This is a genomic window from Sphingomonas sp., assembly GCF_017304635.1.
Classification (GTDB): Bacteria; Pseudomonadota; Alphaproteobacteria; order Sphingomonadales; family Sphingomonadaceae; genus Sphingomonas.
The window spans coordinates 291915-313497 of the sequence record NZ_JAFKMA010000002.1 but is presented as its reverse complement, the minus strand read 5'-3'; the positions used below and the strand labels follow the sequence as shown (position 1 = coordinate 313497).

The window sequence follows — 21583 nt, the reverse complement described above, 5'->3', positions numbered from 1 at the left end:
AGAACCTATCGGGCAATGCTGACGTGAGATCGGCGATCGCATCGACCATGGCGATGTCGTGACCGGACCGAAGGCGCCCGTCTGTCCTGTCCAAACTCTGGTAGTGTTGGACGCCCGGCTGGCGGCTGCACCGATTGTGGCGGCGATCTACGCCGTACGCCAAGGCTCGCCGCAGGCTGGAGGGCCTAATGTCACCGTTGGCGTCGTTGTGCGCTCATCGATTCGCCAATACGCGATCGGCTGTTTTGGATTGAAGGATTGAGTCTTGCCCAACGCAACCAAGCTGCGCGCCGAATCCCTCGCCCAACGGCGTAACCTCAAGATGGCGGAGTCGGTGCATGCTTACGTTCGCGGCAGCACCGCTCAATTCTATGAGTGGCTGGAGGCGTCGCCTGCCTACAAGGATATTCCGGTCGGTCCTGCCATTTGGATCTGTGGCGACTGTCACCTCGGCAATTTAGGGCCGCTTGCCGATGCTCGAGGCAAGGTTGACGTCCAGATGCGCGATCTTGATCAAACCATCATCAGCAATCCGGCGTTCGATCTCATCCGCCTAGGCCTATCGCTTGAGACCGCCGCCCGCAGTTCCGACCTTCCGGGCGTCACGACCGCGCGGATGATGGAGGCGATGATCGACGGCTATGGCCGGGCGCTCACCATCGACGAAGCGGACGACCCTCCCGAGCCAAGCGTCGTGCGTGCGGTGCGCCGAACAGCGGCAGGGCGGCGCTGGCGTCATCTAGCGCGTGAGCGGATCGATGGAGTCGAACCGACCATTCCTGTGGGTAAGCGGTTCTGGAAGCTTGGCCGCGAGGAGCGAGGAGCGATCGATGCGTTGTTCGAAGATCCGACAGTTCTGGAACGCGTTCGACGATTGGCCGACGTTGGTGAGGGCGCGGCCGTGCGCGTTGCGGACGCAGCGTATTGGCGCAAGGGCTGCAGCTCGCTGGGTCGCGCGCGCTACGCGGCTCTACTCGGGGTCTCGGGCCACAAGTCTGGAAACGAGCACTTCGCGTTGGTCGATATCAAGGAGGCGGTGCCGACTCTGGCGCCCGCCGCAAACAACGCCGCGATGCCACGGGACGCGGCGCAGCGAGTGGTCGCGGGTGCCAAAGCGCTTGCCCCCAACCTCGGCGAACGCATGATCCCCGCAAGACTGCTCGGGAAGCCCGTGGTGCTTCGGGAGCTCGCACCGCAAGATCTCAAGATCGAGATCGAGCAGTTCTCGCGCAAAGAGGCGGTACAAGCAGCGTCCTATCTCGCCTTCGTTGTCGGCAAGGCGCATGCGCGACAGTTCAGGGCCGAGGAACGTACCGCGTGGCACCGCCGTCTCGTCGGTCGACCTGGCGGCAATCTCGATGCCCCATCCTGGTTCTGGCGATGCATCGTCGATCTCGCCGCTTCGCACGAGGCGGGCTACCTGGAGCATTGCAGAAGGTTCGCATTGCCGGGTGGTTAACCGACCGTCGGACCTTTTTCAGCGACTCGATAACCCGATGGGTCTACTCGGATGTTGGATTTCACGGTCGCCCAAACACACGGTCGCGCGTTAAGTGTTGACGACTGACACCGAGGAGCTTCAGCGCTAGAAGGACGCTGCGGCTAGCGCCCTCATTGTTAGAAAGGCGTGACACAATCGCGACCGCACCAATCCGATTAGAGGCGGAGCACAGGCTGTTGGGGTCGCACGAACCGACACATTGAGTTTGGTATGCCAGCTGCCGCGCTTGCGCGCTTCCGCGTCCGGAAAATTTAGCATAATCCGAAACGCCCGCCCGGTGTAGATGATGCCGTGTCGTGCAACGAGCTGTACGTTCGGAAGTTTTCTAACGTAGGCCGCTTTCGAATTTATCGTCCCGCTCGTTGGACCGACGCGCTTATTTCGAAGACTTGTGTCCTCCGTATCATCGGACGAATGGCAAGCATTTCGTCGAGAGAATTGCGCGACACCGGGAGGGAGCTTGTTCCCGGTGCCGCGCTTCCGGTTAGGCCTTGAGGCCCTTCGCCATATTGAGGTGCGCCGTCACGGTGGGCACGAGTTTGGTCGCGAACACTTTCAGCGCAGGCACGGCACCGCCGGACGAATACGCGCGCAACGTATCGAGCGTCTTTTGATGCCCTTCTACCTGCGCGGCAGCATAGGCCTTGTCGAACGCCGTCCCATTCAGCCCTTGCAGTGAATCGAGCTTGGTCTGCTGATCGCTGGTGAGTGTGGGGTCAGGCGTAATGGTCGGCGTCAGACCAGCGACTGCCGCCTTCAGCTTTGCCGTCGAGTCCGTGTGAGCATCGATCATTTTCTGGGCGAACGTCTTGATGCTGCTGGAGCTCGACTTGGTGAGCGCCAGTTTCGAGGTCGCGATCTCGAACGCGTCGCTTGCCGCAGCCGCATTCGCAAACGCCTGATCCGCGCTGGGAGCTGGTGCCACGACCGTATCGTTGGCCGTTATGGTCGTCGTGTTATCGGTCGTGACCGTCGTCTTGTCCTTGTGGCCGCAGGCTGCCAGCGCAAGTGCGGCGGCCGATAGAGTGATCGCAGCAACTTTCATTTCCTGTCTCCCTGTTAGTTTGCGCCGGCGTGGCGCTCCTCTTGCGAGAACCCGCACACGATCGAGAGTGTTCCCTTGCGCGGACCCTTCGGGCGCCATCGCCGTTTAAGCCGCAATAAACACGTCTAATCAGGAGAGAATAGGATGGGCATCTTCGGCAGCATCATGGACAAAATCTTTCATCACAGCGCGGCCGCGACGACCACGTCCGATAATACCGCGGCAGCGCCCCAAGCGGGCGGAGCTGCCCCAGCGCCGACGCCGACTCCCGCGGCGACTCCCGAGCCGGCCGCGCCCAGCAATGTCGATGTCGGCGCGGTCTTGTCCGAAATGGCTTCGATGAAGGGTGGCGGCGGAAACTATCAGTCGTCGATCGTCGACCTGCTCAAGCTTCTCGACCTCGATTCCAGTCTTGCTGCTCGCAAGGAGCTGGCGAACGAACTCAATGTTCATACTGGCGAGGACGGTTCTGCTGAAGAGAATATCGCTCTCCACAAGGCGGTCATGGACAAACTCGCCGAGAACGGCGGCGTGGTTCCTGATAGCCTGCGAAATTGATGTGTGATCTCGACACGGGCGACCTTCCGATGACCGAGGCGACTTGGGGCGACGACACATTGTCGCCCGCCATCGATTGGTGAATGAGCGCCGCACTGGAGAACGTATCGCGTGGCGATACCGAGCTGGCAGAGGTGACGAGCCTCGCCAGCACCGTGCGAGCATGGAATGCACTCGCTCCCCGGCATCGAGCCCAAGCAATTCTGACCCCGGAAGGGCCGTTAATTATTGATGGCGCCGCCTTAACCTGTCTCACCGGGGATGGCATTGCGGTTCTCGCTGAACGCCTCCCATTATAAGCTACAACAAGGAATAACGTGATGCAGGGACTGGATCAGATATTGGCGTCCAACGGCACCGATCTCGGCAGCCTAGGCGCTAGATTTGGGCTAAACGCCGACCAGACGAATGCCGCTTTGACATCGTTGCTGCCCGCCGTTCTGGGCGGCTTCCGGAAGAAAGCCGAAACGGGCGCCCTTGGGGGTCTCGAAACGACCGTCGCCGGGGTCGACGAGCCCGAACCATCGATCGGCAACGATATCCTCGGCCATATTTTCGGCAGCAAGGATGTGAGTCGGCAAGTGGCGGACAGCGCGGCAGGGCAAAGCGGCGTGTCGAGTACAATCCTAAAAGCTATGCTGCCGATCGTGGCCGCCATGGTCGCCAAGCATTTTGCCGGGAACGCTGGCGACGGGTCGAGCGGCGGACTGGGCGGGATGCTGGGCTCTATTCTTGGCGGAGGCGAAGGCGGTTTAGGCGGCTTGGGAGGGTTGCTTGGCGCTCAGTCGGGAACGAACCCGCTCGACCAAATTCTCGCGCGCTTTCGCTAACTGCCGCTGATCATCTTACGCTACTCAACCTCTTCCAAGCGGAGAGTCGTCGAAAGCGTCGAGCAACGCTGCGGCATCGTCATATAGCACTGCTCCCGCGAGCTGATCGTCGCTAAATCCGCCGGACCGCAGTGCGATTGTTTCAACGCCGAGACGATGGGCGGCTTCGATGTCATAGGGGGTATCGCCGATGACAACGGCCTCGCTCGCTCCGACGCCAGCTTTGTCGATTGCTGACTGAAAAATATCGGGTGCCGGTTTCGAAAGGGGAACATCATCGATACTCGTGGTTGCGTAGATGAACGAGCTTGCGTTCAAAAGTTCGACGTAATGGTCGACCTCCGCCTGCGAAGCGGATGAGGCAAGCACCACCCGCTGGTGACACTGATAGGCCCTTTCGAGCAGCGCGGTTGCGCCGGGAAAAGGTCGCACCCGATGTAGATATTTGGATTTGAAGATTTCGCCGTGCGCATCCGTCACCTGCTTTTGCTGCGAGTTGGAGGAATGTGGCAACAGCGTCGGGACGAGCAAATCGCCGCCTTTGCCGATTTGCTGGCGGATCGCCGGTCGTGTGACGTTATGATCGTAAGCCCGAAACGCTTCGAACCAAGCCTCGACATGAGAATCATTGCTATCGACGAGCGTGCCGTCGAGATCGACGAGCAGCGCCTTCACTCGACCGGTCGGATTTGACCTGTCCCGCCGAAGCCAGGCAAGCGCGCCAGCGCCGGCAAGGAGGGTGAAGCCCTGAACCGGACGGCTGCCGTGACGGATCCGAGCCAATCCAAAGGCCGCCAAACCGGACGATACAACGCCGATCTTTCCGAAGCCCGCGAGCCGGCCCGCGTGTCCCGCTGTGCGAAGCGACGCATAGCGCAATGCCACTTCCGTTCCCCACACCGCTGACCCGCTTGGCGAGGTCAAAGCATCGGGGCCTGGCGGCGGATCATCGCCGTCCTGTACTACCGGATTGGTCGCCACTGCGTCGTGGTCGATCGGTGCGGCCTCGACGCCAGCCTCTCCTACCTGTCCGACTTTTTCAAACTCCGAATTCAGCTCGGCGCCGAACAGCAGAATGTAGACCGAAAAGTATATCCAGGTGAGGAGAACGACGACCGTCGCGAGCGAACCGTAGGTCGCTTCGAACTTGCCGAAGTTGGCCGCATAAGCGCCAAAACCGAGGCTCAGGAGGAGCCAGAGGACTGCGGTGAATAGCGAGCCCGGCGTTATCCAGACCCACCGGACCTTCGCGCGCGATGGGCCATAGCGATAGAGTGTCGCCGCCACCGCAGCGGCAGCGCCGGCCAGCAAGATGTAGGATCCGACTTTGCCCAGTACGGCGACCGCATCGGAAAGCTTCGGCAATAGTTCTTCGAGGTGTCCCAGGGCCGCGATGGCAATCATGGCGATCAGCGCAACGCCGACCGCCGCGCCGGTGATCGCAAGCGCCAAGAGATTGAGGGCCAGAAAACCCCGCTTTTCCTTTTCCTCGTAGGCGATGTTCAGCGCCGTCACGATCGCGCCGGCGCCGTTTCGCGCGCCAAACAATGCGATGCCGAGAGCGAGGAGAAGGCCGAGGCCTTTCTTGGTACTTGAAGTCTGCACCAGGTTCATGAGCTGCTCGCCGATGAGCTTGGCAGCTTCCGCCGGCATGACCGCGGTGAGCGCCTGCATATCGTGAACCACGGTCGAAGGCTCGGCGAGCAAACCGTAACTCAGGACGATGGCGCCGAGGAGGGGAACGAGGGCAAGAAAGCCATAAAAAGCGACGCCGGCTGCGACGAGCCCAATATTGTCGTCGCTCGCCTCGTTCCAGCTTCGCACGATGACGTCTTTCCACGCCGACCAAGACATCGACCACGGACTGGGACCACTGGCGTTGACCGGCACCGTCGTCATAGCAGTTCTCGCGCAGCGTTCACTATGCCGAACAACGGACCGCCGGCCGTGTTCCCGTCATCGTGGAGCTAGTCCATGCAATCAGTCAGGCAATCCCACTGAGAAACCGCGCCCGATGCTGGCCCTCCAAACGATTATGAGTCATAGACTGGCGAGTGCCACCGGACGAAACAGACAACCTCATTCAGCGAAATCGTTCGCTGGAATTGGAACTGCGGCACAAGCGCGCCATTCTGGCCAGCAGCGTCGACTTCGCCATCATTGCCACCACGCCACAAGGTATTGTGACCGACTGGAACGCCGGCGCGGAGACCTGCTTCGGCTGGACCGCCGACGAGATGTGCGGCGACACCGCCGAACGTTTCTTCACGCCGGAAGACCGGACGCAAGACCGCATCCGCACCGAAATGCGGCTCGCTCTTGCAGAAGGCCGGGCCAGTGACGAGCGCTGGCACCTGCGCAAGGATGGCAGCCGGTTCTGGGCGTCGGGCGAAATGATGCCGCTTCGTGGGCCGGACGGAGAGCATCAAGGCTTCCTTAAGATCGTGCGGGATCGCACCAATGAGCATCTCGGGCGGGCGGCGCTTCACGAGGCCGAGAGTAATCTTCGCCTCGCGCAGGAAGTTGGGGGCGTCGGCGTCTTCTCTGTCGACCGCGACGGCATGCTGCGTGGTTCACCCACGTTCATGCAGATCTTCGGCCTCACCGGGCAGGAGACAGCGCCGGCGAGGCAGGTCGAGGCGCTGATCGTTGCGGAGGATCAGCACCTCGTTTCCACGACGGAGTCTCGTGCGGCCGGTCGTGCGCTCGGCGACGTCGTTTATCGCATCAATCGGGCGGACACCGGAGAGCTCCGGTGGATATCGCGGCGCGGCGAGGTGCAGTGCGATGACGACGGCCACATGCTGCGCTTCATCGGAACCGCGCGCGACGTCACCGAGGAACGCGCCGCGACGGAATTGCTGGCGGAGAGCGAACGACAGGCGCGGTCCTTTGCGGACGAGCGCGACTTCATCACACGCCTGATGGTCGATACGCGCAGGCTCAGCGATCCCGACGCGGTGTTGCGGCTGGCAGCGGAGGCTCTCGGCCAGCGCCTCGGCGCCAACCGGGTCGGCTTCTATCGTCTCGCGGGCGAAGGGTATGTGCGATACCGGCCCGGTTGGACGGACGGCACCATGCCGGCGCTGGTCGGGACACATCCCACCGATCAGTTCGGCGCGAGGGTCGAACACCAGCGACGGTCGGGCGAAACGCTCCTCTTCAGCGACAGCCGCAGCGATGCGATGGGCGGGTTGACGGAGTTCGCCGAACAGGGCGTTCTTTCCGGCATCTGTCTCTCGATTTTCGAGAGTGGAAAATGGCAGGGAGGCCTGTTCATCCATCACGCCGCGGTCCGCGCGTGGACCGCGAACCAGGCTGCGCTGGCACGCGAGGTGGCCGAAGTCACCTGGCTGGCCGTCGAGCGCGCGGAAGCGCTCATCCGGATGGAGGGGCGGATCAACCAGCAGGACGAAACGCTCGGCCAGGTCGCAACAGAGCTGCGGGAGCAGGCCGACCGTCGCGCCGCCGCCGAGCACCAACTCCGCCAACTCCAGAAGATGGAAGCCGTCGGACAGCTGACCGGCGGCATAGCGCACGACTTCAACAACATGCTGGCCGTGGTGATCGGCGGTCTCAACCTGCTCCAGCGTCGCCTTTCTCAAGGAGACACCGATGTCGGCAAATACGTCGACGCGGCGATGGAAGGCGCGACCCGCGCCGCCTCGCTGACCCAACGGCTGCTGGCCTTTGCCCGCCAGGCCCCGCTCGCGCCGGAGCCGGTGGATGCCAACCGCCTGGTGAAAGGCCTGTCCGACCTCCTCACCCGGACGATCGGGGAGGCCGTCCAACTCGAGATCGTGCTCGGGGCGGGCCTGTGGAAGACGTTCGCCGACCACAACCAGCTGGAGAACGTGCTGGTGAACCTCGCCGTGAACGCCCGCGACGCGATCGCCGACGGCGGCAAGCTCACCATCGAAACGGCGAACGCACACATCGACGCCAATTATGCGCAGCAATACGACATTGAGCCGGGCCAATATGTCCTGATCTGCGTGACGGATACCGGAACCGGCATGTCGTCGGACACGATGGCCAAGGCATTCGACCCCTTCTTCACCACCAAGGCCGTCGGCAAGGGGACGGGCCTCGGGCTGAGCCAGGCCTTCGGCTTCATTCGCCAGTCCGGTGGCAATCTGAAGGTTTATTCGGAAGTCGGGCACGGCACGACGTTCAAGATCTACCTCCCGCGCTTCTACGGCGCTGCCGAACTGCCCGAGCGTCGGGAACGCTCGCAGACGGTCAAGGGAGGAAATCCCGGTGAAGTCGTCATGGTGGTCGAGGACGAGCCCCGGATGCGCGAGTTCACCGTCGAGGCCCTGCGCGAACTGGGCTATACAGTCGTCCATGCGGCGAGCGGGGTTGAGGCCCTGGCGATGATCGAAGCTGGCCAGGCGTTTGACCTGCTGCTTACCGACATCGTCATGCCGGAGATGACCGGCCGCCAGCTGGCGGACCGCGTCTCGCCGCTGCTGCCTCAGGCGAGGATCGTCTACATGACCGGCTACACCCGCAACGCCGTCGTCCATAACGGCGTCATCGATCCCGGCACCAATTTCCTGCCCAAGCCGTTCGGTCTTGATCAGCTTGCCCTGATGGTAAGAAAAGTTCTCGATAGCTGACGGACCGTTAAGACTCCTCGATTGTTGAGATCGGACGGAGTCACCTCATGTGCCATGTGCTGATCATCGAAGACGAACCACTCATTGCCATGAACATCCAGGTCATGCTGGAGGACGAAGGCGCAACATCGTTCGACTTTGCCGTCACGGAAGCGGAAGCGGTCGCAGCCGCGCTCGCGCATACGCCACAGCTGATCACATCTGACGTCAGACTATTGGAGGGGACGGGACCCGCGGCGGTCGCATCAATTCATGATCAGTTGGGGTCGATCCCGGTGATATTCATCAGCGGAACGCCACAGGACTGCGAACCCTGTAACCCGCCGGCCCTCGTCCTCGCCAAGCCAGTTCAGGCGCACGCGGTCGGAGCAGCGTTCCGTAGTCTGATGTAACGCCACCAGCCGTAGACCCATGTTCGGGCCGCCAACTACTCCTGATCCGATCGTCCCGTCCTTCGGTCCTGCCAGTCGCGCCACCAGTCTCTACCATCGGTCGGGAGGATGTCCCGGTCCGAGAGCTCCCAGAGCGTCAATTCAAGATGGCGCAACACCTGCCTGATCAGCGACGCCTCGGGCGTTTCTCCCAGTTCCGCGCAGATTCGCGTTACCCTGGCTATCTCTATCGCAAGTTGCTCGGTTTCGGTGCTCAAATCGCGTTCTCACATTTTGTCCCGCTTGCGACACCCATGACGGAGTGCGCCCCAGTTTTCAGCACGCCAGATTTCGCTTCCGCGCGATGGCTCGACTTAAGTCGCGGTGATCGAGTGTCAGCCTGAGGGGGTAGCCGAGTCGTCAGGAGGTACTGGATCGGGAGGTTTGACGGTCGGGTCGCCCGGATCGGTCGGTGGCGAGGGCTTGGGAAAACCGAAGGATGCGATCAGCCGCAGCCCCAGCACGGCGGCGTTCCTGGCGCGATGGTCGAGCGAGGGATCGAAGATGTATTGAAAGTCGGGCTGTGCCGACAGCACGGGCGACAGCTTGAACTGGTAGGTGAGTTCGACGCTGGTCTCCGCAGGAGCCAGGTCACTCGGCCGACGAGCCTGAGGACTGTTGTAAGCGCGAGCGACCGCAATACCGACGCTGTCATCCGGGCGACCGGCCCACGCCCCCTTCAACAGGAGGCCGGCTCCGACATAGCCGCTGACGACCTCGACCCTGCCATCGTCCACGCCGATCCGCCCCCAGACGCTGATCTTCTTTGTCAACGAACCTTCGGCTTCGGCATACACCCCCTGCCGATATCCCCGCTCGGCTCCGTCGAGCGTGACGGTCGAACGGCTGTATCGCCAGGCGCCGGCCGCGAAGTGCACCTTCTCGTTTGGTCGCCAGTCCATCTGCGCGATGGAGAGGCTGCCGTCACGTGGCGCGAGCCGCGCGATGACGAACGCGCGAGGACGTGCAGGATCGCCGGCGACCCCGTCCAGCAACGCGTAGCGAATGGCAAACCGCTTCCATGGCGCGACGTCGAGGCGTGCGCCGAATGCCGAAACGGGGTAGATGGAAGGACCGTTGAGGCCGCTACGCGCTAGGTCGGCTCCCACTCCATGGGAAGAGTTGATGAAGGAACCGGCAGCCGAGATCGAATCAAAATCCGCATTCAGGTCCATCAGCCCGACACGCAGCGCGATGCTGCGGTCGGCGCTGCCCCAACGCTTTTCGGCCCAAGCCTCGAACAGCCGCATCGTTGGCACGGCGTCGATCGCATCCGCCGTTTGCACGTCGCCGATGCGCTCACTGAGGCTCGAACCCGCTATGCGGAAGATCTGACCGTGCAGACTGAGGCCTTCTATGCCGAGGCGGTCAAAGGCCACCGTGCCTGAAACCTGTAGTCGATCCAAGACGACGGGCTGGCGTCGATCGCCGTCGAGGACCGCCCATCCATCGAGAATATTGCGGACCAAAACCGAAAGCACGGGAGGCGGATCGTCGGCGGCCGCAGGTGTGGCAATGGTTATTGCAGCAATCGCGGCAGCCCCAGCCAGCATATGCAGCCTAAACCTCAATAGCCTGCGCGCGCAAGATTGGGTGGCGGCAACATCAGGCAACGAAGTCGACCGCGGCTTTTCGGCCATCGCACTCTCCTCCAACTCGCAACCGCTTCTGGTAACGGTCATTTCCGGCAGCCATCTCTTTCGGTCAAAGTTAGTTTGCGGTTCACGCGCCTCCTAGCGCGGTGTTCGCGACGTCATCTCTCAGCATCATGATTGCTCTTGCGCGGTCACTGCGGGCCTCGCCTGAGTCCCGAGCCCTCTGTAGCGACATTCGAATTCAGTGGGATGATCCGCGTTAATGCCTTCAGGCTGGACCTTCGCCATTTTACAGGCGTTTCGAGGTCATCGTGGGACAAAGGGCGCGCGACGACGTGGCGGATTTGGGAGTAGGATCTTGAAATTTCTCGATCGCATGAAGCGGCTCGGTCCGGGTCTCGTCACTGGCGCGGCCGACGACGATCCCAGCGGTATCGCCACCTATTCGCAGACCGGTGCACAGTTCGGCGCCGGCCTCATGTGGACCATGACCTTGTGCTATCCGCTGATGGTGGCGGTGCAACTCGCGAGCGCCCGCGTCGGACGCGTGACCGGGGCGGGGTTGGGAAGCAGTCTCGACAAAGTCATGCCACGATGGCTGGTCTTGTTTCTTATTGGACTGGTCTTTATCGCGAACACGATCAACATCGGTGCCGATCTCGCCGCGATGGGCGAGGCTTCCGCGCTCGTTGTAGGCGGCTGGACACACGCCTTCACGGTGCTGTTTACGGTCGTCTCGCTGCTGTTGCAGCTGTTCGTCCCCTATCACCGCTATGTGAACTTCCTGAAATGGCTGACGCTGGTCCTGTTCGCCTATATCGCGCTCTTGTTCATCGTGAAGGTTGATTGGCCGACCGCGCTGCACGGGCTGGTGGTACCCACCATCGCGGGCGCCGGTGCGGTCACCACGATCGTCGCCGTCTTCGGCACGACGATCAGCCCCTACCTCTTCTTCTGGCAGGCAGCCCAGGAGGTCGAGGAATTGGAGCAGGTAAAGGAGCGAGAGCCGCTCACGCGCAAGAAGGAACAGGCGCCCGACGCGCTGAGCCGTATTCGCTGGGACACGTTCGCCGGGATGGCCGTCTCAAACATCGTCGCGCTGGCCATCATCCTCGGTGCCGCGACGACGCTGCATGCAGCCGGCAAGACCGACATCCAGAGTGCCGCCGATGCGGCCCAGGCGCTCAAGCCAGTGGCCGGCAATCTCGCATTCGCGATCTTCAGCCTGGGCATCATCGGCACCGGCCTGCTTGCGGTCCCAGTCCTCGCCGGCTCCTCCGCCTACGCCATCTGCGAAATTGGCGGCTGGACGGCGAGCCTCGAACATCAGCCCTGGCGCGCAAAGGCATTCTACCTCGTCATCACGCTTGGCATGCTGCTCGGCCTTGCGATCGACTGGTCGCCGATCAATCCGATGAAGGCATTGTTCTGGAGCGCCGTCATCAACGGTGTGGCGGCGGTGCCTGTGCTCATTGGACTGATGCTCGTCGTATCCAGGCGCAGTATCATGGGCGAGTTCGTCGCATCGCCCTCGCTCAAGTTCTTCGGATGGCTGGCGACTGGCGTGATGGCGGCGGCTGCGATCGCCATGGTCATCGTCCCCGGCTGATCCAAGGAGAGCTCGATGGAATTGATTCAGGCAATCGTCGGTCCGGACGACGGCACGCCAAGCATCGCACAATTCTGCGCCCGCGCACTTATCTTGTTCTTCTATGGCTTGCTGTGCATCCGCATCGCCGGGCGTCGCACCTTTTCCAACCTCAGTCCGCTCGACATCATCGTGGCGGTCGTGGTCGGTTCGAACGTCAGTCGCGCGATGACGGGTAAGGCCCCGTTCGTGCCGGCGCTCGCTGCCACGTTGCTCTTCGTTATCCTCCACCGTGTCATCGCGATGGCAACCGTCAGATCCAACTTCCTCTCAAAATTCGTGAAGGGAAGCGCTGTGACCCTTCTTCGCGGCGGCGAACCCGACCGTCAGGCGATGTTGCGCCATCATATCAGCGACGACGATCTGCTCGAAGGTCTTCGCATGGAGCAGCTTGAAAATCCCGCCGACGCCGAGCTCGCGACAATGGAGCGCGGCGGGAAGATAAGCGTCATTCCCAAGAGGAAGAACTAGATGGCGTCGAAACGAGCTCGTGCGTTACGGCGGTTTTCCGCATGAGCGACCTTACCGTGCTCGACCCTTGTATCGATGCGGAGGCGCTAACGTGTCGGGCCATCATTGAGACGCCGCTCGGTAGTCACGCCAAATATGATTACGACCGCGAAAGCGGGCTGTTCGAGCTGACTGGCATCCTGCCGACCGGGATCGTGTTTCCCTTGGCGTTCGGGTTCGTGCCGAGTACACTCGGCGGCGATGGCGACCCACTCGACATCCTGCTTCTGGTCGAAGATCCACTACCGATCGGCTGCCTCGTCACGGCCAAGTTGCTCGGCGTGATCAAAGCCGAGCAAACCGAAGATGGTCATACGGCGCGGAACGATCGTTTGATCGCGCGGGTGAAAGAGTCACGCCTGTTCGCCAGCATCAACGAACTGGACCAACTGGGCGACGCGTTTTCGGCCGAAATCCAGCGTTTCTTCGAAGCCTATAACGAGGTGAAGGGGAAGCGTTTCGAGGTGCTGGAGCGGGGAGATGCTGCCGCGGCGTTTGTCGTCTTGCAGGAAGCTCATCGACAGTTTCACGCGCGATCATAGGCCGTGCGACGATCCATCGATCTAGTTGCCGTGCCGGAATTCCAGGGCACGATGGACCGCAGCTGTGAGCGAAGCTCCGTCGACAGGCTTGCGCAGGAGTTCGGCGTGGGGGAAATGCGCGGCGATCCGTTCGCGGGTGGCGCCATCCGCATAAGCTGTCACGAACAGGACAGGGATTCGTCCGGCGTGACAGATCGCGACCGCTGCCTCGACGCCGTTGATGCCGGAACCCAGATTGATGTCGGACACCACCAGGCCGGGCGTCTGTTCTGACGCCTGCCGGCAGGCTTCCTTGCCGTCGGCCGCGATCGCGACGTTTTCGAACCCAGCGTCGGAGAGTAGACTTTCGATCATCCAGGCGATCATCATTTCGTCTTCGACGATCAGGACACGCGTCTCAAGCCTGGTCGCTTCGTCGCTCGACCTACCAGGCGCAATCGCCGGCGCGGGCGGTCGTTTGCCGTTGGTGGCTAGTAGCGGTTCGAGCATCTGGAGACGCATCGCCTTTCCTTATGCTTAATCCATATCAAATGAAACGCGAAACACGAGCCCGCTCAAGGACCATTCGGATGTCGCTTGGCCTTTCAGCTCGTGCCTAACGCTGAGCTGGATCATCTTGCTCCCAAAGCCTTGGCGCGTTGGCGGCACAACTGGTCCGGCAACATGCTCACACCAACTCAAGGCCACGGCCCCAGCGGTCTCGGTCCAGGAAAGATCGATGGCCCCATCGGGACTGCCCAGCGCGCCATATTTGACGGCGTTGGTAGTGAGTTCGTGCAGGATCATACTGACGCTGAGGAACTGCCGCGGCGAGAGCAGCAGGTCGGGACCCTCGATTCGCACCCGGCCATCCTCATCGCCGCAAAAGGCGCCAAGGAGCGTTTTTGCCAAGGACGTCAGTGACGCGCGCTCCCAGGTTGCCGCGCTCAGTATCTCGTGCGCATGACCGAGCGCTTGCAGCCGACCAACAAAGGCGGGCTCGAAATCCTCCAGCGACGATGAGCTCCGGGCGGTCTGATGTGCGATCGCGGAAACGACCCCAAGCAAGTTCTTTACGCGGTGGTTGAGCTCGCCAATCATCAGCTGCTGGCGGCGTTCCGCGGCGCGACGCGCGCTAATGTCTCGCAAGAAACCGAGGAACACCGGTTCACCCGACGAACTGGTGCGCGTGATCGACAGTTCAACCGGCATTTCGTGGCCATCGCGATGCAGCGCTTCGAGTTCGAGCCGGCTGTCGAGAACAACGGCGTCGCCCGACATCAGGAATCGCGCGAGGCCTTGCTCATGCGCTTCGCGAAATCGATGCGGGATGATCAGTTCGCTCATGCGCCGGCCCACGGCCTCGTCGAACGACCAGCCGAACGTGCGTTGGGCGTTATCGCTCCAGCCAGCGATCGTGCCGTCGAACCGCATCACCACGACGGCATCGAGGGCTGTCTTCAGAATTGCGCCGAGGCCGAGTGTGTCGATGTCACGCGATAAGGGCATCTAGTCTGACTAGCATCGGGCGAAGCCGCTTTCCACGGCAACCCGCCACGCTGATTACTCTCGTGGTCTCGCAAAAATAAAAGGGCCAGTGCCAAAATCACATTGTTGCAAATTAGTCTCGGGTCTCGATCGTGGAACGAACCAGCAAATCAATCACTTTTCCGACAGCCGCGCTCCTGCGGCATAGGGAGAAGAGCCATGGCGACAAAGACGCTCGAAGACCTGTTCCACGATACCTTGCGCGATATCTATTATGCGGAAAAGCAGATTCTGAAAGCGTTGCCCAAGATGGCCAAGGGTGCGCAAAGCCCCGACCTGCAAGCCGCGTTCGAGAAGCATCGCGGCGAGACCGAGGGGCAGGTCGATCGGCTCGAGCAGGTGTTCAAGATCATAAGCAAGGCCGCCCGCGGCAAGAAGTGCGAGGCGATCCTGGGCATCCTCGCCGAAGGCGACGAAATCCTCGAGGAATTCGCGGACTCGCCCGCGCTCGATGCCGGGCTGATTTCCTCCGCCCAGGCGGTCGAACATTATGAAATCACCCGCTACGGCACGCTCAAGCGCTGGGCCACCGTGCTCGGGCTGAACGATGCCGCCAAGTTGCTCGATGAAACACTGCAACAGGAAGGCGCGACGGACGAGGGCCTGACCGCGCTTGCCGATGCCGCAGCTAATGCAAAAGCAATGGAAGAAACGGCGTAACTACGGCGATCTCTATGGCGGCCGCTTAATCGGCCGGTCGCCACAGCGTTTTGGATACGTGCGTAGTAACTGACCGGAGTCTTTAGCCGCTCAGAACGCGGACTTAGCAGAGGTGAACAAACGACAGCTTTCAGGGTCGCCGGCGGGCGCTCTGTATGACCGAGACTAGGGGGCCTAGCAGCCTGTCGGCAAACCACCCAATTTCTGCCGTCCCGCGTTTTCGGAATGTACGCATCAAAGCCCACATCATGGCGTGGCCCAAGCGCGGCAAGTCGGCCGTTGCGATTACATCCCGATGCCAAGCCCTCTCCCGCAGGTGCGGCCGACCATCTCGCCCAGGCTTTGGGCGACACTGCGGCCCGGCACTTCGGGCAAGCCAAGCTGAGCTTTGCGATTGCGCAGGATCGACTCAACCTGCGGGTCCCGCTCAAGGGCTTTGGCCATGCCCAACATCCGGCCGGCGATGCGATTGGCGCTGGTCGCTTCATAATCACGCATGAAAAGTCGGCGCTGACGCTCAAGCGCTTGCCAACGCTCGACGAACTTGTCGGCCCGGAGCTGTGGATCGGCCCGCATCTCACGCTCAAGCTGGAGCGCGCGTAGTGTTGCGGCAGTCCTGCCCTGCGCGGCTTCATCAATGAGTCCATGATCGTTGGCAAACGCTGTTTCGAGATCATGGGCGGCATGCAGCCGGATCGCGTCGAGCGATGCCCTACTGGCAGCAAGCTCCTGGCGATTCTCGGGCGTATAGGGATCGCCAACGCTATGGGCGAAGCGCATGTCGCGAACGATCTTGCCGTGCCGCTCGATGGCGAGCGGCAAGTCGGCACGCGGCGAACCGACCAGAGATGGCGTCTGCGGCGAGGACTCAAGCGGCGTGGCAGTCAGACTCAGCCCCGCGAACGGATCGCGCGCCGGTGCGGCAGGTGACTGCTCAGGACCTGGCGACCGTAGTACGATCAGCCGCCGATCTGCGAACTCCCGCGCATAGTCGGACGCCATATCCTTGGTACGCTCACGCGATAGCATGCGCACCAGCTTCGCATCATCTGCAAAGTCGTCACGTCCATAATACAGTTCTACCCCATCGCGATGGCGCGACAGCGCGACATAGCTGGCATGACGATCAAGCCCAGGTGTCGCCAACACATGAACTCGGTCGACGGTCATGCCCTGGGCCTTATGGACGGTGGCTGCGTAGCCGTGGTCGATGGCGGCGTAGTCCTTCAAATCGAAAGCGACCGGACGGCCGTCGTCGAGCATCACTGCCATTCGCGTGTTCGTCACGCTCTCGACGATCCCTAGCGAACCATTCTTCACACCCAGGCTACGCTCGTTACGACCGAACACGACCCGATCGCCCGCGGCAAGTCGGCGCTCGCCCTTCTCGACATTGAGCAGGATATCGGCCCCCAGTAGTCCGGCCGCGCGCAAGCGTTCGCGTGCACGTTGGTTCAGCGCTTCGACTTCGTCATTGGTGTGCGTTAGGATGATACGGCTCGCGCCTGGTGCTTCACGCCGTTGCGCATCCCAGCGGTCGATCAAATCTGCACGCGCTTGCTCTCGCGTGTCTGCCGCGTGAACCATCTCGTGGTCGCGATAGGCCGCGATCGCCTCGCCGGTCCGCTCCGTCGCGAGGTACCGTGTCGCCTGACGCTGCCAGTCCTCGCGCTGACGGCGGATGTCGGTGATCTCAACGCTGCCATGCCGCTCGGCGATCGAGCGGAACGCGGCGCCCGCTTCGATCGCTTGCAGCTGCTCGGGATCGCCGACCAGCACGACCTTGGCGCCGCGTTTGTGCGCTTCGCTGATGACGCGTTCCATCTGGCGCGTGCCGATCATCCCGGCCTCGTCGATCACCAGCACGTCGTTTGCTGATAGCAATTCTCTGCCCTGATCCCATTGATGTTCGAGGCTAGCGATCGTGCGTGACGGAATGCTCGAACCGTGCTCCAGATTTTCAGCAGCGATGCCGGACAGCGCGCATCCTTGAACACTGTAGCCGACACCCTCCCAAGCTTCGCGCGCAACGCCCAGCATTGCTGATTTACCAGTACCGGCGTAGCCAACGACCGCGCTTAGACCGCGCCCGCTCGTGACATGGTCGAACGCGCCGCGTTGCTCCGGCGACAGCACCATCCCGCGCATCTCGGCCCGCGCCAATGCGTATTTGCAATGCTGGTCGGGCACGCCGTGCCGCCGACCTGCTTCCAGCGCCGCAGTCGCCCGCTCAAGCCGTTGCTCGGTCGCGACCATGTCGCGGCTGCTGAACCGATCCTCGCCGCGCCCATCTGTGCCGAGCGCAACCAGTTCAGGGCACGCTCGCACCGCACTCATCGCGCGATCGAACTGGTCTTTGTCGTCGCTGTGGCGATGCACGAACATCGCGAGATCACGGCTCGTAAACGTCGCTTGGGTGCGCGTGATGGCATCGATCGCGATCGCCGGATCGGCGATGATCCGCTCGCCGTTCGCTCGCGCGATGGCGTGATGCTCGACCAGCCGCTCGGCATCAACTCCCTGCCCTGCCATGCGCGACGCAGCCGGGCCGATCTTGTGCTGCGGCTCGAGGTCGATCCCTTGCGCTTCGAGACTGCAGTGGTCGACGCGTGCATCGATGTCGAGCTCGGCGAGCCGAGCGTTCACATGCTCAGCCCAGGCCTCGCGCCAATGCTGGAGCAGATCAGTGCGGTTCCAGTCGCGGACCTTGGCGCCAAACCCACCGTCGCCCACCTCGCGCGTTGTCAGCATCACGTGCGCATGCGGCTTGGGCTCGCCGTCTGCGCCCACATCCCGATGGACGTTAAGATCGGCGATCATACCGCGATCGACGAACTCTGCCTGGACGAACTCGCGCGCCAAGCGAATGCCCTCGGGCTGGTCCAGTTCGCGTGGGATCGCAAACTCGATCTCGCGCGCAAGTTGCGAATCCTTACGCAGTTCGACGGTTTCGACCTCGTTCCACAGCCGCTCGCGATCCGACAGATGCTCCGGCGCGCCGTCGGGCAGCAGAACTTCGGAATAAACGACGCCGGCTTTGTTCGAGAAGTCGTGATGCCGATCAATCCGCTCATCATGCAGCCGCGAGGCCGAACGGTACGCGGCAGCGGCGAGTGCTGACGATCCGTTGGCGCGGGAGATGACCTTTGCGGAGAAATGGTAGATCGCCATGGCGGCGATCCATCTACTCCTGAACGAGCACGTCGGCACGACGTATAAGCGCGCCCTCACACGAAAATTCCTGTGAGGGACTGACTGGTATCAGGCTGTCCCGACGCCCCTACAGCGCCGATCCAGCGGCTCGATTATGATGGCACATCACCTCAACGGAGACGTGTGATGCGCAAACCCCGCGACTACGATGCCGAACTCAAAGCGCTCGACGACAAGGCGAAGCAACTTCGACAGCGCAAGGTGCAGCAGCTCGGCGATCTGCTGGTGGCGACCGGCGCCGACGGCTTACCGATCGAGCAACTGGCCGGAACATTGCTTGCCGCCGTCGAAACCGCGGATGCCGCCACGAAGGAGGGTTGGAGCAAGCGCGGCGCGGCGTTCTTTCAATCGACAAGCGGTAGCGCCGCTCGCCGCAATAGTGGCGGCGCGCGCGGCGCTTCGGCGGGTGACAGCGGCACGGAATCGTCTGCTGGCGGCACGAGCGCGAAGTGATTCGCGAGCCTGGCAAGTGAAGCGCCGCGAGCGGACGCGCCAGTTGATCGAGCTAGGCGGATTAGTCTCCAAAGCGGGGCTTATCGAACTTACCGACGACGACCGCGCTGTGATGTTCGGATTGTTTGTCGAAGCGGCAGCCGCGTTGCGTGACGAGCGCCGCGATAACGCTCTAACGCTATGGCGGCGGCGCGGTAAACGAGCATTCCAGGCGGAGGCCGATGGAGAAGCAGCTTCAATAGAGCCGGTGCCACCATCGTTTGCGTAGCGCTCGTCGGTTCGAACCGAACGCAAGGGCGGCTATCGCACGAGATATTTCACGCTCGACCCGTCGAACACTGACGCCAGTGCGACGCGCAATTTCGTCGTAGCTCATGTCGTCGATGCGGTGCGCCAGAAACACTTCGCGCGTGAAACGTGGCCGTGCCATTAAAGCAGCTTGCATGGCTTCCAATTGCGCAGATGTCGCCTCGACCGGGGGCGCTTCTTCGAGTCCCACAGTGCGCAAATACGCCGATCTTGCGCGCTCGCTGAGATCGTCCATGCTACCGCCGCCGTACCGCCGGCCGAGCGTGCCCCGTCACGTCGCGAACGCGGTCGAGCAGCGATCGCACGAGTGGCTGAATGTCGTCGAGTGCGAACGCGAAATTAGGATCGACCTCCCGCATTCCGGCGTTTCGCCATTTGCTGTATGGCGACAAAGCAGCAGCTAGCGTTGCAAGGTCGGTCGAATGAAAACCGAGACCCGTCGCGTTGGCGAGCGTCAGAGATTTTTCGATGAAGAGTCCGAGGTTGCGCGCACACCATTGGTCGGCAAAACCGACGTCCAGCAGATGCGAGCTCAATCCGAGCTGCATGACGATGCCGGTTCGATAAAGCGTATCAGCCAGCGGCCCTGCCCTCTCTCCACAACTCCGAAAAAAGCTCTCGGCATTATGATAACGGAACCGGCTCAATCGACGGCCCTCGAAGCTACGCTCTAAAGTGATTGGTTGATCGCTTGACCGGCCAAACAATCCGTACGTTTGCGCGCCTGACATCGGCGCGCCACCCGCGACCGACCCGATCGAAACTGCAGCCAAACTGCTCAATAGAGTCCGACGTGAAGTCGCCGATCGTTGCCCGCCGGAATCAGCGAAAGTGTAGATTGTCGACATCGCCACGGATCCTCGCCTTTGCCCGGCACCTCACTTTACAAGCACCGATGCCATTAAAGGACATCCTTTATAGACACGTCGCGATAAATTCGCAATAAGGGATGTCCTTTATTCAGCTTCTGATTGATTGCGGCCGATGCACAGTTACGACGACGGAATGGGAAGGCCGCCACTCAAGGTCAAAAAGACCGTCATCCGCTTGCCGGATGGCTTGGCAGAGCGCATCGACAAAATCGTCGGACCGCGCCGTCGCGCGGAGTTCATTCGGAAGGTGGTAGAGCAAGAAGTCGAGCGGCTTGAAAAGCAGCGCGACTAAGCGGCGCCCGAGATTCAACCGGCATGGAATTGGCTCTAATCATCCCTTGATCTGAACTTATCGAACGTACGAAAGTGGTGGGAAGCGGACAAATATCTATCCGACGAGATGTTCGATCGTTTCACCCGTTCCGGGGTCAGTAGGCGTTCCGGTCGGCCAGTATTTGATCGGCCATCTGCGGCATGATCTCGTAGAATATGCCTGCGACTTGTATCGCAATCTCGCTCTTCAGAAGCGGCATGGCCTTGGCCAGTGTCTGCGAAAGCTGCAGCGTGAAGTCGGCGTCGATCTCGTCGCGAGAGTGCGTCGCAATCGTCACGTCATCATGATAGAAACCCACCTGCTTTGATCGATCCAGCTCGATCGCAGCGACGCGTTCGAAAAATCGTCGCTCGTCAGAATTTATGAAAGCGGTCGCCAGCTCAACCATCATCACCGGCTGGCTGACCTCACCCGCGAAGAACCTTCGGTAGAAAGGTAGCACTTTCTCGGCGATTAGCAGGCACGCGACCGCCATCTGCTTCTGGATATGAGCCGATCGCTTCTGCCTCGTAATGGTCACGCCGAGCTGCTTCCAACGGACCTGGATGGCCTTCCCAAGTTCCTCCAGCGCGAGGACGTTCAGCGCAAATGCGCGCGGATATCGTTCCGCCTTTACCAGCAGTATCGCGTCGTCGATCAGGCCGCCGCAGTTCTCGATAATCGGCTGTATCGCCTTCAGATCGTCGTCTGTCATCGACTAGGCCCTGTTTATTGGTGACGTGGCAAAGATATCCTCAGCCGTAGTCACGCTTTTCCGCCGGATACCGTAGCCACCTTGCCCGCACCGATCGAGCCAATACCGGCGGCGAATGTCCGCTATTGGGTCGGGAGCCGACTGACAGCTTCGCGCCCCTCTCCGGTCATTCAACAGAAGAAGTCTCGAACCCAAAAGCGGACGATTTACAGGGAGTTTGCAGACGACCGCCATTGAGC

22 protein-coding genes are annotated in these 21583 nt (G+C 61.6%); 13 read left to right on the top strand and 9 right to left on the bottom strand.

Features of this window, described 5'->3' with window-relative positions; genetic code table 11:
- Positions 1–265 precede the first annotated feature (265 nt).
- Positions 266–1459, top strand: a complete 1194-nt coding sequence (locus J0I47_RS08600) for a DUF2252 family protein (RefSeq protein ID WP_294046405.1) — start codon at positions 266–268, stop codon at positions 1457–1459.
- A 526-nt stretch (positions 1460–1985) separates the two neighbouring features.
- Here J0I47_RS08600 and J0I47_RS08595 read toward each other — a convergent pair.
- The gene (locus J0I47_RS08595; protein WP_294046404.1) at positions 1986–2546 is read right to left on the bottom strand and encodes a DUF4142 domain-containing protein; all 561 of its coding nucleotides are present in this window, start codon (positions 2544–2546) and stop codon (positions 1986–1988) included.
- Between the two features lie 144 nt (positions 2547–2690).
- On the opposite strand from J0I47_RS08595, the gene J0I47_RS08590 reads away from it, so the two are divergent.
- The 3 genes from J0I47_RS08590 to J0I47_RS08580 all read left to right on the top strand — a co-directional run bounded on the left by J0I47_RS08590 (position 2691) and on the right by J0I47_RS08580 (position 3934).
- Positions 2691–3104, top strand: coding sequence for a DUF3597 domain-containing protein (locus tag J0I47_RS08590; RefSeq protein WP_294046403.1), 414 nt, complete (start codon positions 2691–2693; stop codon positions 3102–3104).
- Between the two features lie 83 nt (positions 3105–3187).
- Positions 3188–3403, top strand: coding sequence for a hypothetical protein (locus J0I47_RS08585; RefSeq protein WP_294046402.1), 216 nt, complete (start codon positions 3188–3190; stop codon positions 3401–3403).
- Between the two features lie 21 nt (positions 3404–3424).
- Entirely contained in the window at positions 3425–3934 is a 510-nt protein-coding gene (locus J0I47_RS08580; RefSeq protein ID WP_294046401.1) for a DUF937 domain-containing protein, read from the top strand.
- Between the two features lie 24 nt (positions 3935–3958).
- On the opposite strand, the gene J0I47_RS08575 is transcribed toward J0I47_RS08580, so the two are convergent.
- Entirely contained in the window at positions 3959–5833 is a 1875-nt protein-coding gene (locus J0I47_RS08575) for a YhjD/YihY/BrkB family envelope integrity protein (RefSeq protein WP_294046400.1), read from the bottom strand.
- A 155-nt stretch (positions 5834–5988) separates the two neighbouring features.
- Here J0I47_RS08575 and J0I47_RS08570 point away from each other — a divergent pair, with 155 nt between their 5' ends.
- Both J0I47_RS08570 and J0I47_RS08565 read left to right on the top strand, forming a co-directional pair.
- Positions 5989–8556 (top strand): PAS domain S-box protein, encoded by a 2568-nt coding sequence (locus J0I47_RS08570; RefSeq protein WP_294046399.1) that lies wholly within the window; start codon positions 5989–5991, stop codon positions 8554–8556.
- Between the two features lie 47 nt (positions 8557–8603).
- Entirely contained in the window at positions 8604–8948 is a 345-nt protein-coding gene (locus J0I47_RS08565; protein ID WP_294046398.1) for a response regulator, read from the top strand.
- Between the two features lie 374 nt (positions 8949–9322).
- Here J0I47_RS08565 and J0I47_RS08560 read toward each other — a convergent pair whose 3' ends face one another.
- On the bottom strand, positions 9323–10627 hold the full coding sequence (locus J0I47_RS08560) for a carbohydrate porin (protein WP_294046397.1): 1305 nt from the start codon (positions 10625–10627) through the stop codon (positions 9323–9325).
- Between the two features lie 313 nt (positions 10628–10940).
- Between J0I47_RS08560 and J0I47_RS08555 the strand changes: the two genes are divergently transcribed.
- Genes J0I47_RS08555 through J0I47_RS08545 form a run of 3 tightly spaced genes read left to right on the top strand, consistent with a single transcriptional unit; the run spans position 10941 to position 13282 of the window.
- Positions 10941–12191, top strand: coding sequence for an NRAMP family divalent metal transporter (locus tag J0I47_RS08555; protein ID WP_294046396.1), 1251 nt, complete (start codon positions 10941–10943; stop codon positions 12189–12191).
- Positions 12192–12206: 15 nt separating this feature from the next.
- Positions 12207–12701 (top strand): YetF domain-containing protein, encoded by a 495-nt coding sequence (locus J0I47_RS08550; protein WP_294046395.1) that lies wholly within the window; start codon positions 12207–12209, stop codon positions 12699–12701.
- Between the two features lie 41 nt (positions 12702–12742).
- Complete coding sequence (locus J0I47_RS08545) at positions 12743–13282, top strand: inorganic diphosphatase (protein ID WP_294046394.1); 540 nt, start codon at positions 12743–12745, stop codon at positions 13280–13282.
- A 21-nt stretch (positions 13283–13303) separates the two neighbouring features.
- On the opposite strand, the gene J0I47_RS08540 is transcribed toward J0I47_RS08545, so the two are convergent.
- Positions 13304–13783, bottom strand: a complete 480-nt coding sequence (locus tag J0I47_RS08540) for a response regulator (RefSeq protein WP_294046393.1) — start codon at positions 13781–13783, stop codon at positions 13304–13306.
- Positions 13784–13798: 15 nt separating this feature from the next.
- Complete coding sequence (locus tag J0I47_RS08535) at positions 13799–14770, bottom strand: HWE histidine kinase domain-containing protein (RefSeq protein ID WP_294046392.1); 972 nt, start codon at positions 14768–14770, stop codon at positions 13799–13801.
- 198 nt (positions 14771–14968) lie between these two features.
- On the opposite strand from J0I47_RS08535, the gene J0I47_RS08530 reads away from it, so the two are divergent.
- On the top strand, positions 14969–15469 hold the full coding sequence (locus J0I47_RS08530) for a ferritin-like domain-containing protein (protein WP_294046391.1): 501 nt from the start codon (positions 14969–14971) through the stop codon (positions 15467–15469).
- 285 nt (positions 15470–15754) lie between these two features.
- Here J0I47_RS08530 and traA read toward each other — a convergent pair whose 3' ends face one another.
- Positions 15755–18640 carry a Ti-type conjugative transfer relaxase TraA gene (gene traA / locus J0I47_RS08525; protein ID WP_294046390.1) on the bottom strand — a complete coding sequence of 962 codons (2886 nt, stop codon included), beginning with the start codon at positions 18638–18640 and terminating at the stop codon, positions 15755–15757.
- A gap of 168 nt (positions 18641–18808) precedes the next feature.
- On the opposite strand from traA, the gene J0I47_RS08520 reads away from it, so the two are divergent.
- Complete coding sequence (locus J0I47_RS08520; RefSeq protein ID WP_294046389.1) at positions 18809–19135, top strand: conjugal transfer protein TraD; 327 nt, start codon at positions 18809–18811, stop codon at positions 19133–19135.
- On the top strand, positions 19062–19403 hold the full coding sequence (locus J0I47_RS08515) for a conjugal transfer protein TraD (protein ID WP_294046388.1): 342 nt from the start codon (positions 19062–19064) through the stop codon (positions 19401–19403). Before J0I47_RS08520 ends, J0I47_RS08515 begins: the two co-directional genes overlap by 74 nt.
- On the opposite strand, the gene J0I47_RS08510 is transcribed toward J0I47_RS08515, so the two are convergent.
- Together J0I47_RS08510 and J0I47_RS08505 are read right to left on the bottom strand one after the other, a co-directional pair.
- Positions 19371–19679 carry a sigma-70 region 4 domain-containing protein gene (locus J0I47_RS08510; RefSeq protein WP_294046387.1) on the bottom strand — a complete coding sequence of 103 codons (309 nt, stop codon included), beginning with the start codon at positions 19677–19679 and terminating at the stop codon, positions 19371–19373. The two genes, J0I47_RS08515 and J0I47_RS08510, sit on opposite strands and share 33 nt — an antisense overlap.
- Position 19680: 1 nt before the next feature.
- Positions 19681–20292 (bottom strand): hypothetical protein, encoded by a 612-nt coding sequence (locus tag J0I47_RS08505; RefSeq protein ID WP_294046385.1) that lies wholly within the window; start codon positions 20290–20292, stop codon positions 19681–19683.
- A gap of 136 nt (positions 20293–20428) precedes the next feature.
- Between J0I47_RS08505 and J0I47_RS08500 the strand changes: the two genes are divergently transcribed.
- Entirely contained in the window at positions 20429–20608 is a 180-nt protein-coding gene (locus J0I47_RS08500) for a hypothetical protein (protein ID WP_294046383.1), read from the top strand.
- Positions 20609–20744: 136 nt separating this feature from the next.
- Here the strand turns inward: J0I47_RS08500 and J0I47_RS08495 are convergent, their stop codons facing one another.
- Positions 20745–21344: an AbiV family abortive infection protein gene (locus J0I47_RS08495; protein WP_294046381.1), complete on the bottom strand. Its 600-nt coding sequence runs from the start codon at positions 21342–21344 to the stop codon at positions 20745–20747.
- Between the last annotated feature and the right edge of the window lie 239 nt (positions 21345–21583).

Bases quoted from the DNA above. Each gene is read 5' to 3' on its own strand.
- traA (WP_294046390.1), bottom strand. From the start codon at position 18,640: ATGGCGATCTACCATTTCTCCGCAAAGGTCATCTCCCGCGCCAACGGA.
- J0I47_RS08520 (WP_294046389.1), top strand. From the start codon at position 18,809: ATGCGCAAACCCCGCGACTACGATGCCGAACTCAAAGCGCTCGACGAC.
- J0I47_RS08530 (WP_294046391.1), top strand. From the start codon at position 14,969: ATGGCGACAAAGACGCTCGAAGACCTGTTCCACGATACCTTGCGCGAT.
- J0I47_RS08550 (WP_294046395.1), top strand. From the start codon at position 12,207: ATGGAATTGATTCAGGCAATCGTCGGTCCGGACGACGGCACGCCAAGC.
- J0I47_RS08545 (WP_294046394.1), top strand. From the start codon at position 12,743: ATGAGCGACCTTACCGTGCTCGACCCTTGTATCGATGCGGAGGCGCTA.
- J0I47_RS08560 (WP_294046397.1), bottom strand. From the start codon at position 10,627: ATGGCCGAAAAGCCGCGGTCGACTTCGTTGCCTGATGTTGCCGCCACC.
- J0I47_RS08590 (WP_294046403.1), top strand. From the start codon at position 2,691: ATGGGCATCTTCGGCAGCATCATGGACAAAATCTTTCATCACAGCGCG.
- J0I47_RS08585 (WP_294046402.1), top strand. From the start codon at position 3,188: ATGAGCGCCGCACTGGAGAACGTATCGCGTGGCGATACCGAGCTGGCA.
- J0I47_RS08575 (WP_294046400.1), bottom strand. From the start codon at position 5,833: ATGACGACGGTGCCGGTCAACGCCAGTGGTCCCAGTCCGTGGTCGATG.
- J0I47_RS08535 (WP_294046392.1), bottom strand. From the start codon at position 14,770: ATGCCCTTATCGCGTGACATCGACACACTCGGCCTCGGCGCAATTCTG.
- J0I47_RS08595 (WP_294046404.1), bottom strand. From the start codon at position 2,546: ATGAAAGTTGCTGCGATCACTCTATCGGCCGCCGCACTTGCGCTGGCA.
- J0I47_RS08565 (WP_294046398.1), top strand. From the start codon at position 8,604: ATGTGCCATGTGCTGATCATCGAAGACGAACCACTCATTGCCATGAAC.
- J0I47_RS08510 (WP_294046387.1), bottom strand. From the start codon at position 19,679: ATGGACGATCTCAGCGAGCGCGCAAGATCGGCGTATTTGCGCACTGTG.
- J0I47_RS08580 (WP_294046401.1), top strand. From the start codon at position 3,425: ATGCAGGGACTGGATCAGATATTGGCGTCCAACGGCACCGATCTCGGC.
- J0I47_RS08540 (WP_294046393.1), bottom strand. From the start codon at position 13,783: ATGCGTCTCCAGATGCTCGAACCGCTACTAGCCACCAACGGCAAACGA.
- J0I47_RS08495 (WP_294046381.1), bottom strand. From the start codon at position 21,344: ATGACAGACGACGATCTGAAGGCGATACAGCCGATTATCGAGAACTGC.
- J0I47_RS08500 (WP_294046383.1), top strand. From the start codon at position 20,429: ATGCACAGTTACGACGACGGAATGGGAAGGCCGCCACTCAAGGTCAAA.
- J0I47_RS08505 (WP_294046385.1), bottom strand. From the start codon at position 20,292: ATGTCGACAATCTACACTTTCGCTGATTCCGGCGGGCAACGATCGGCG.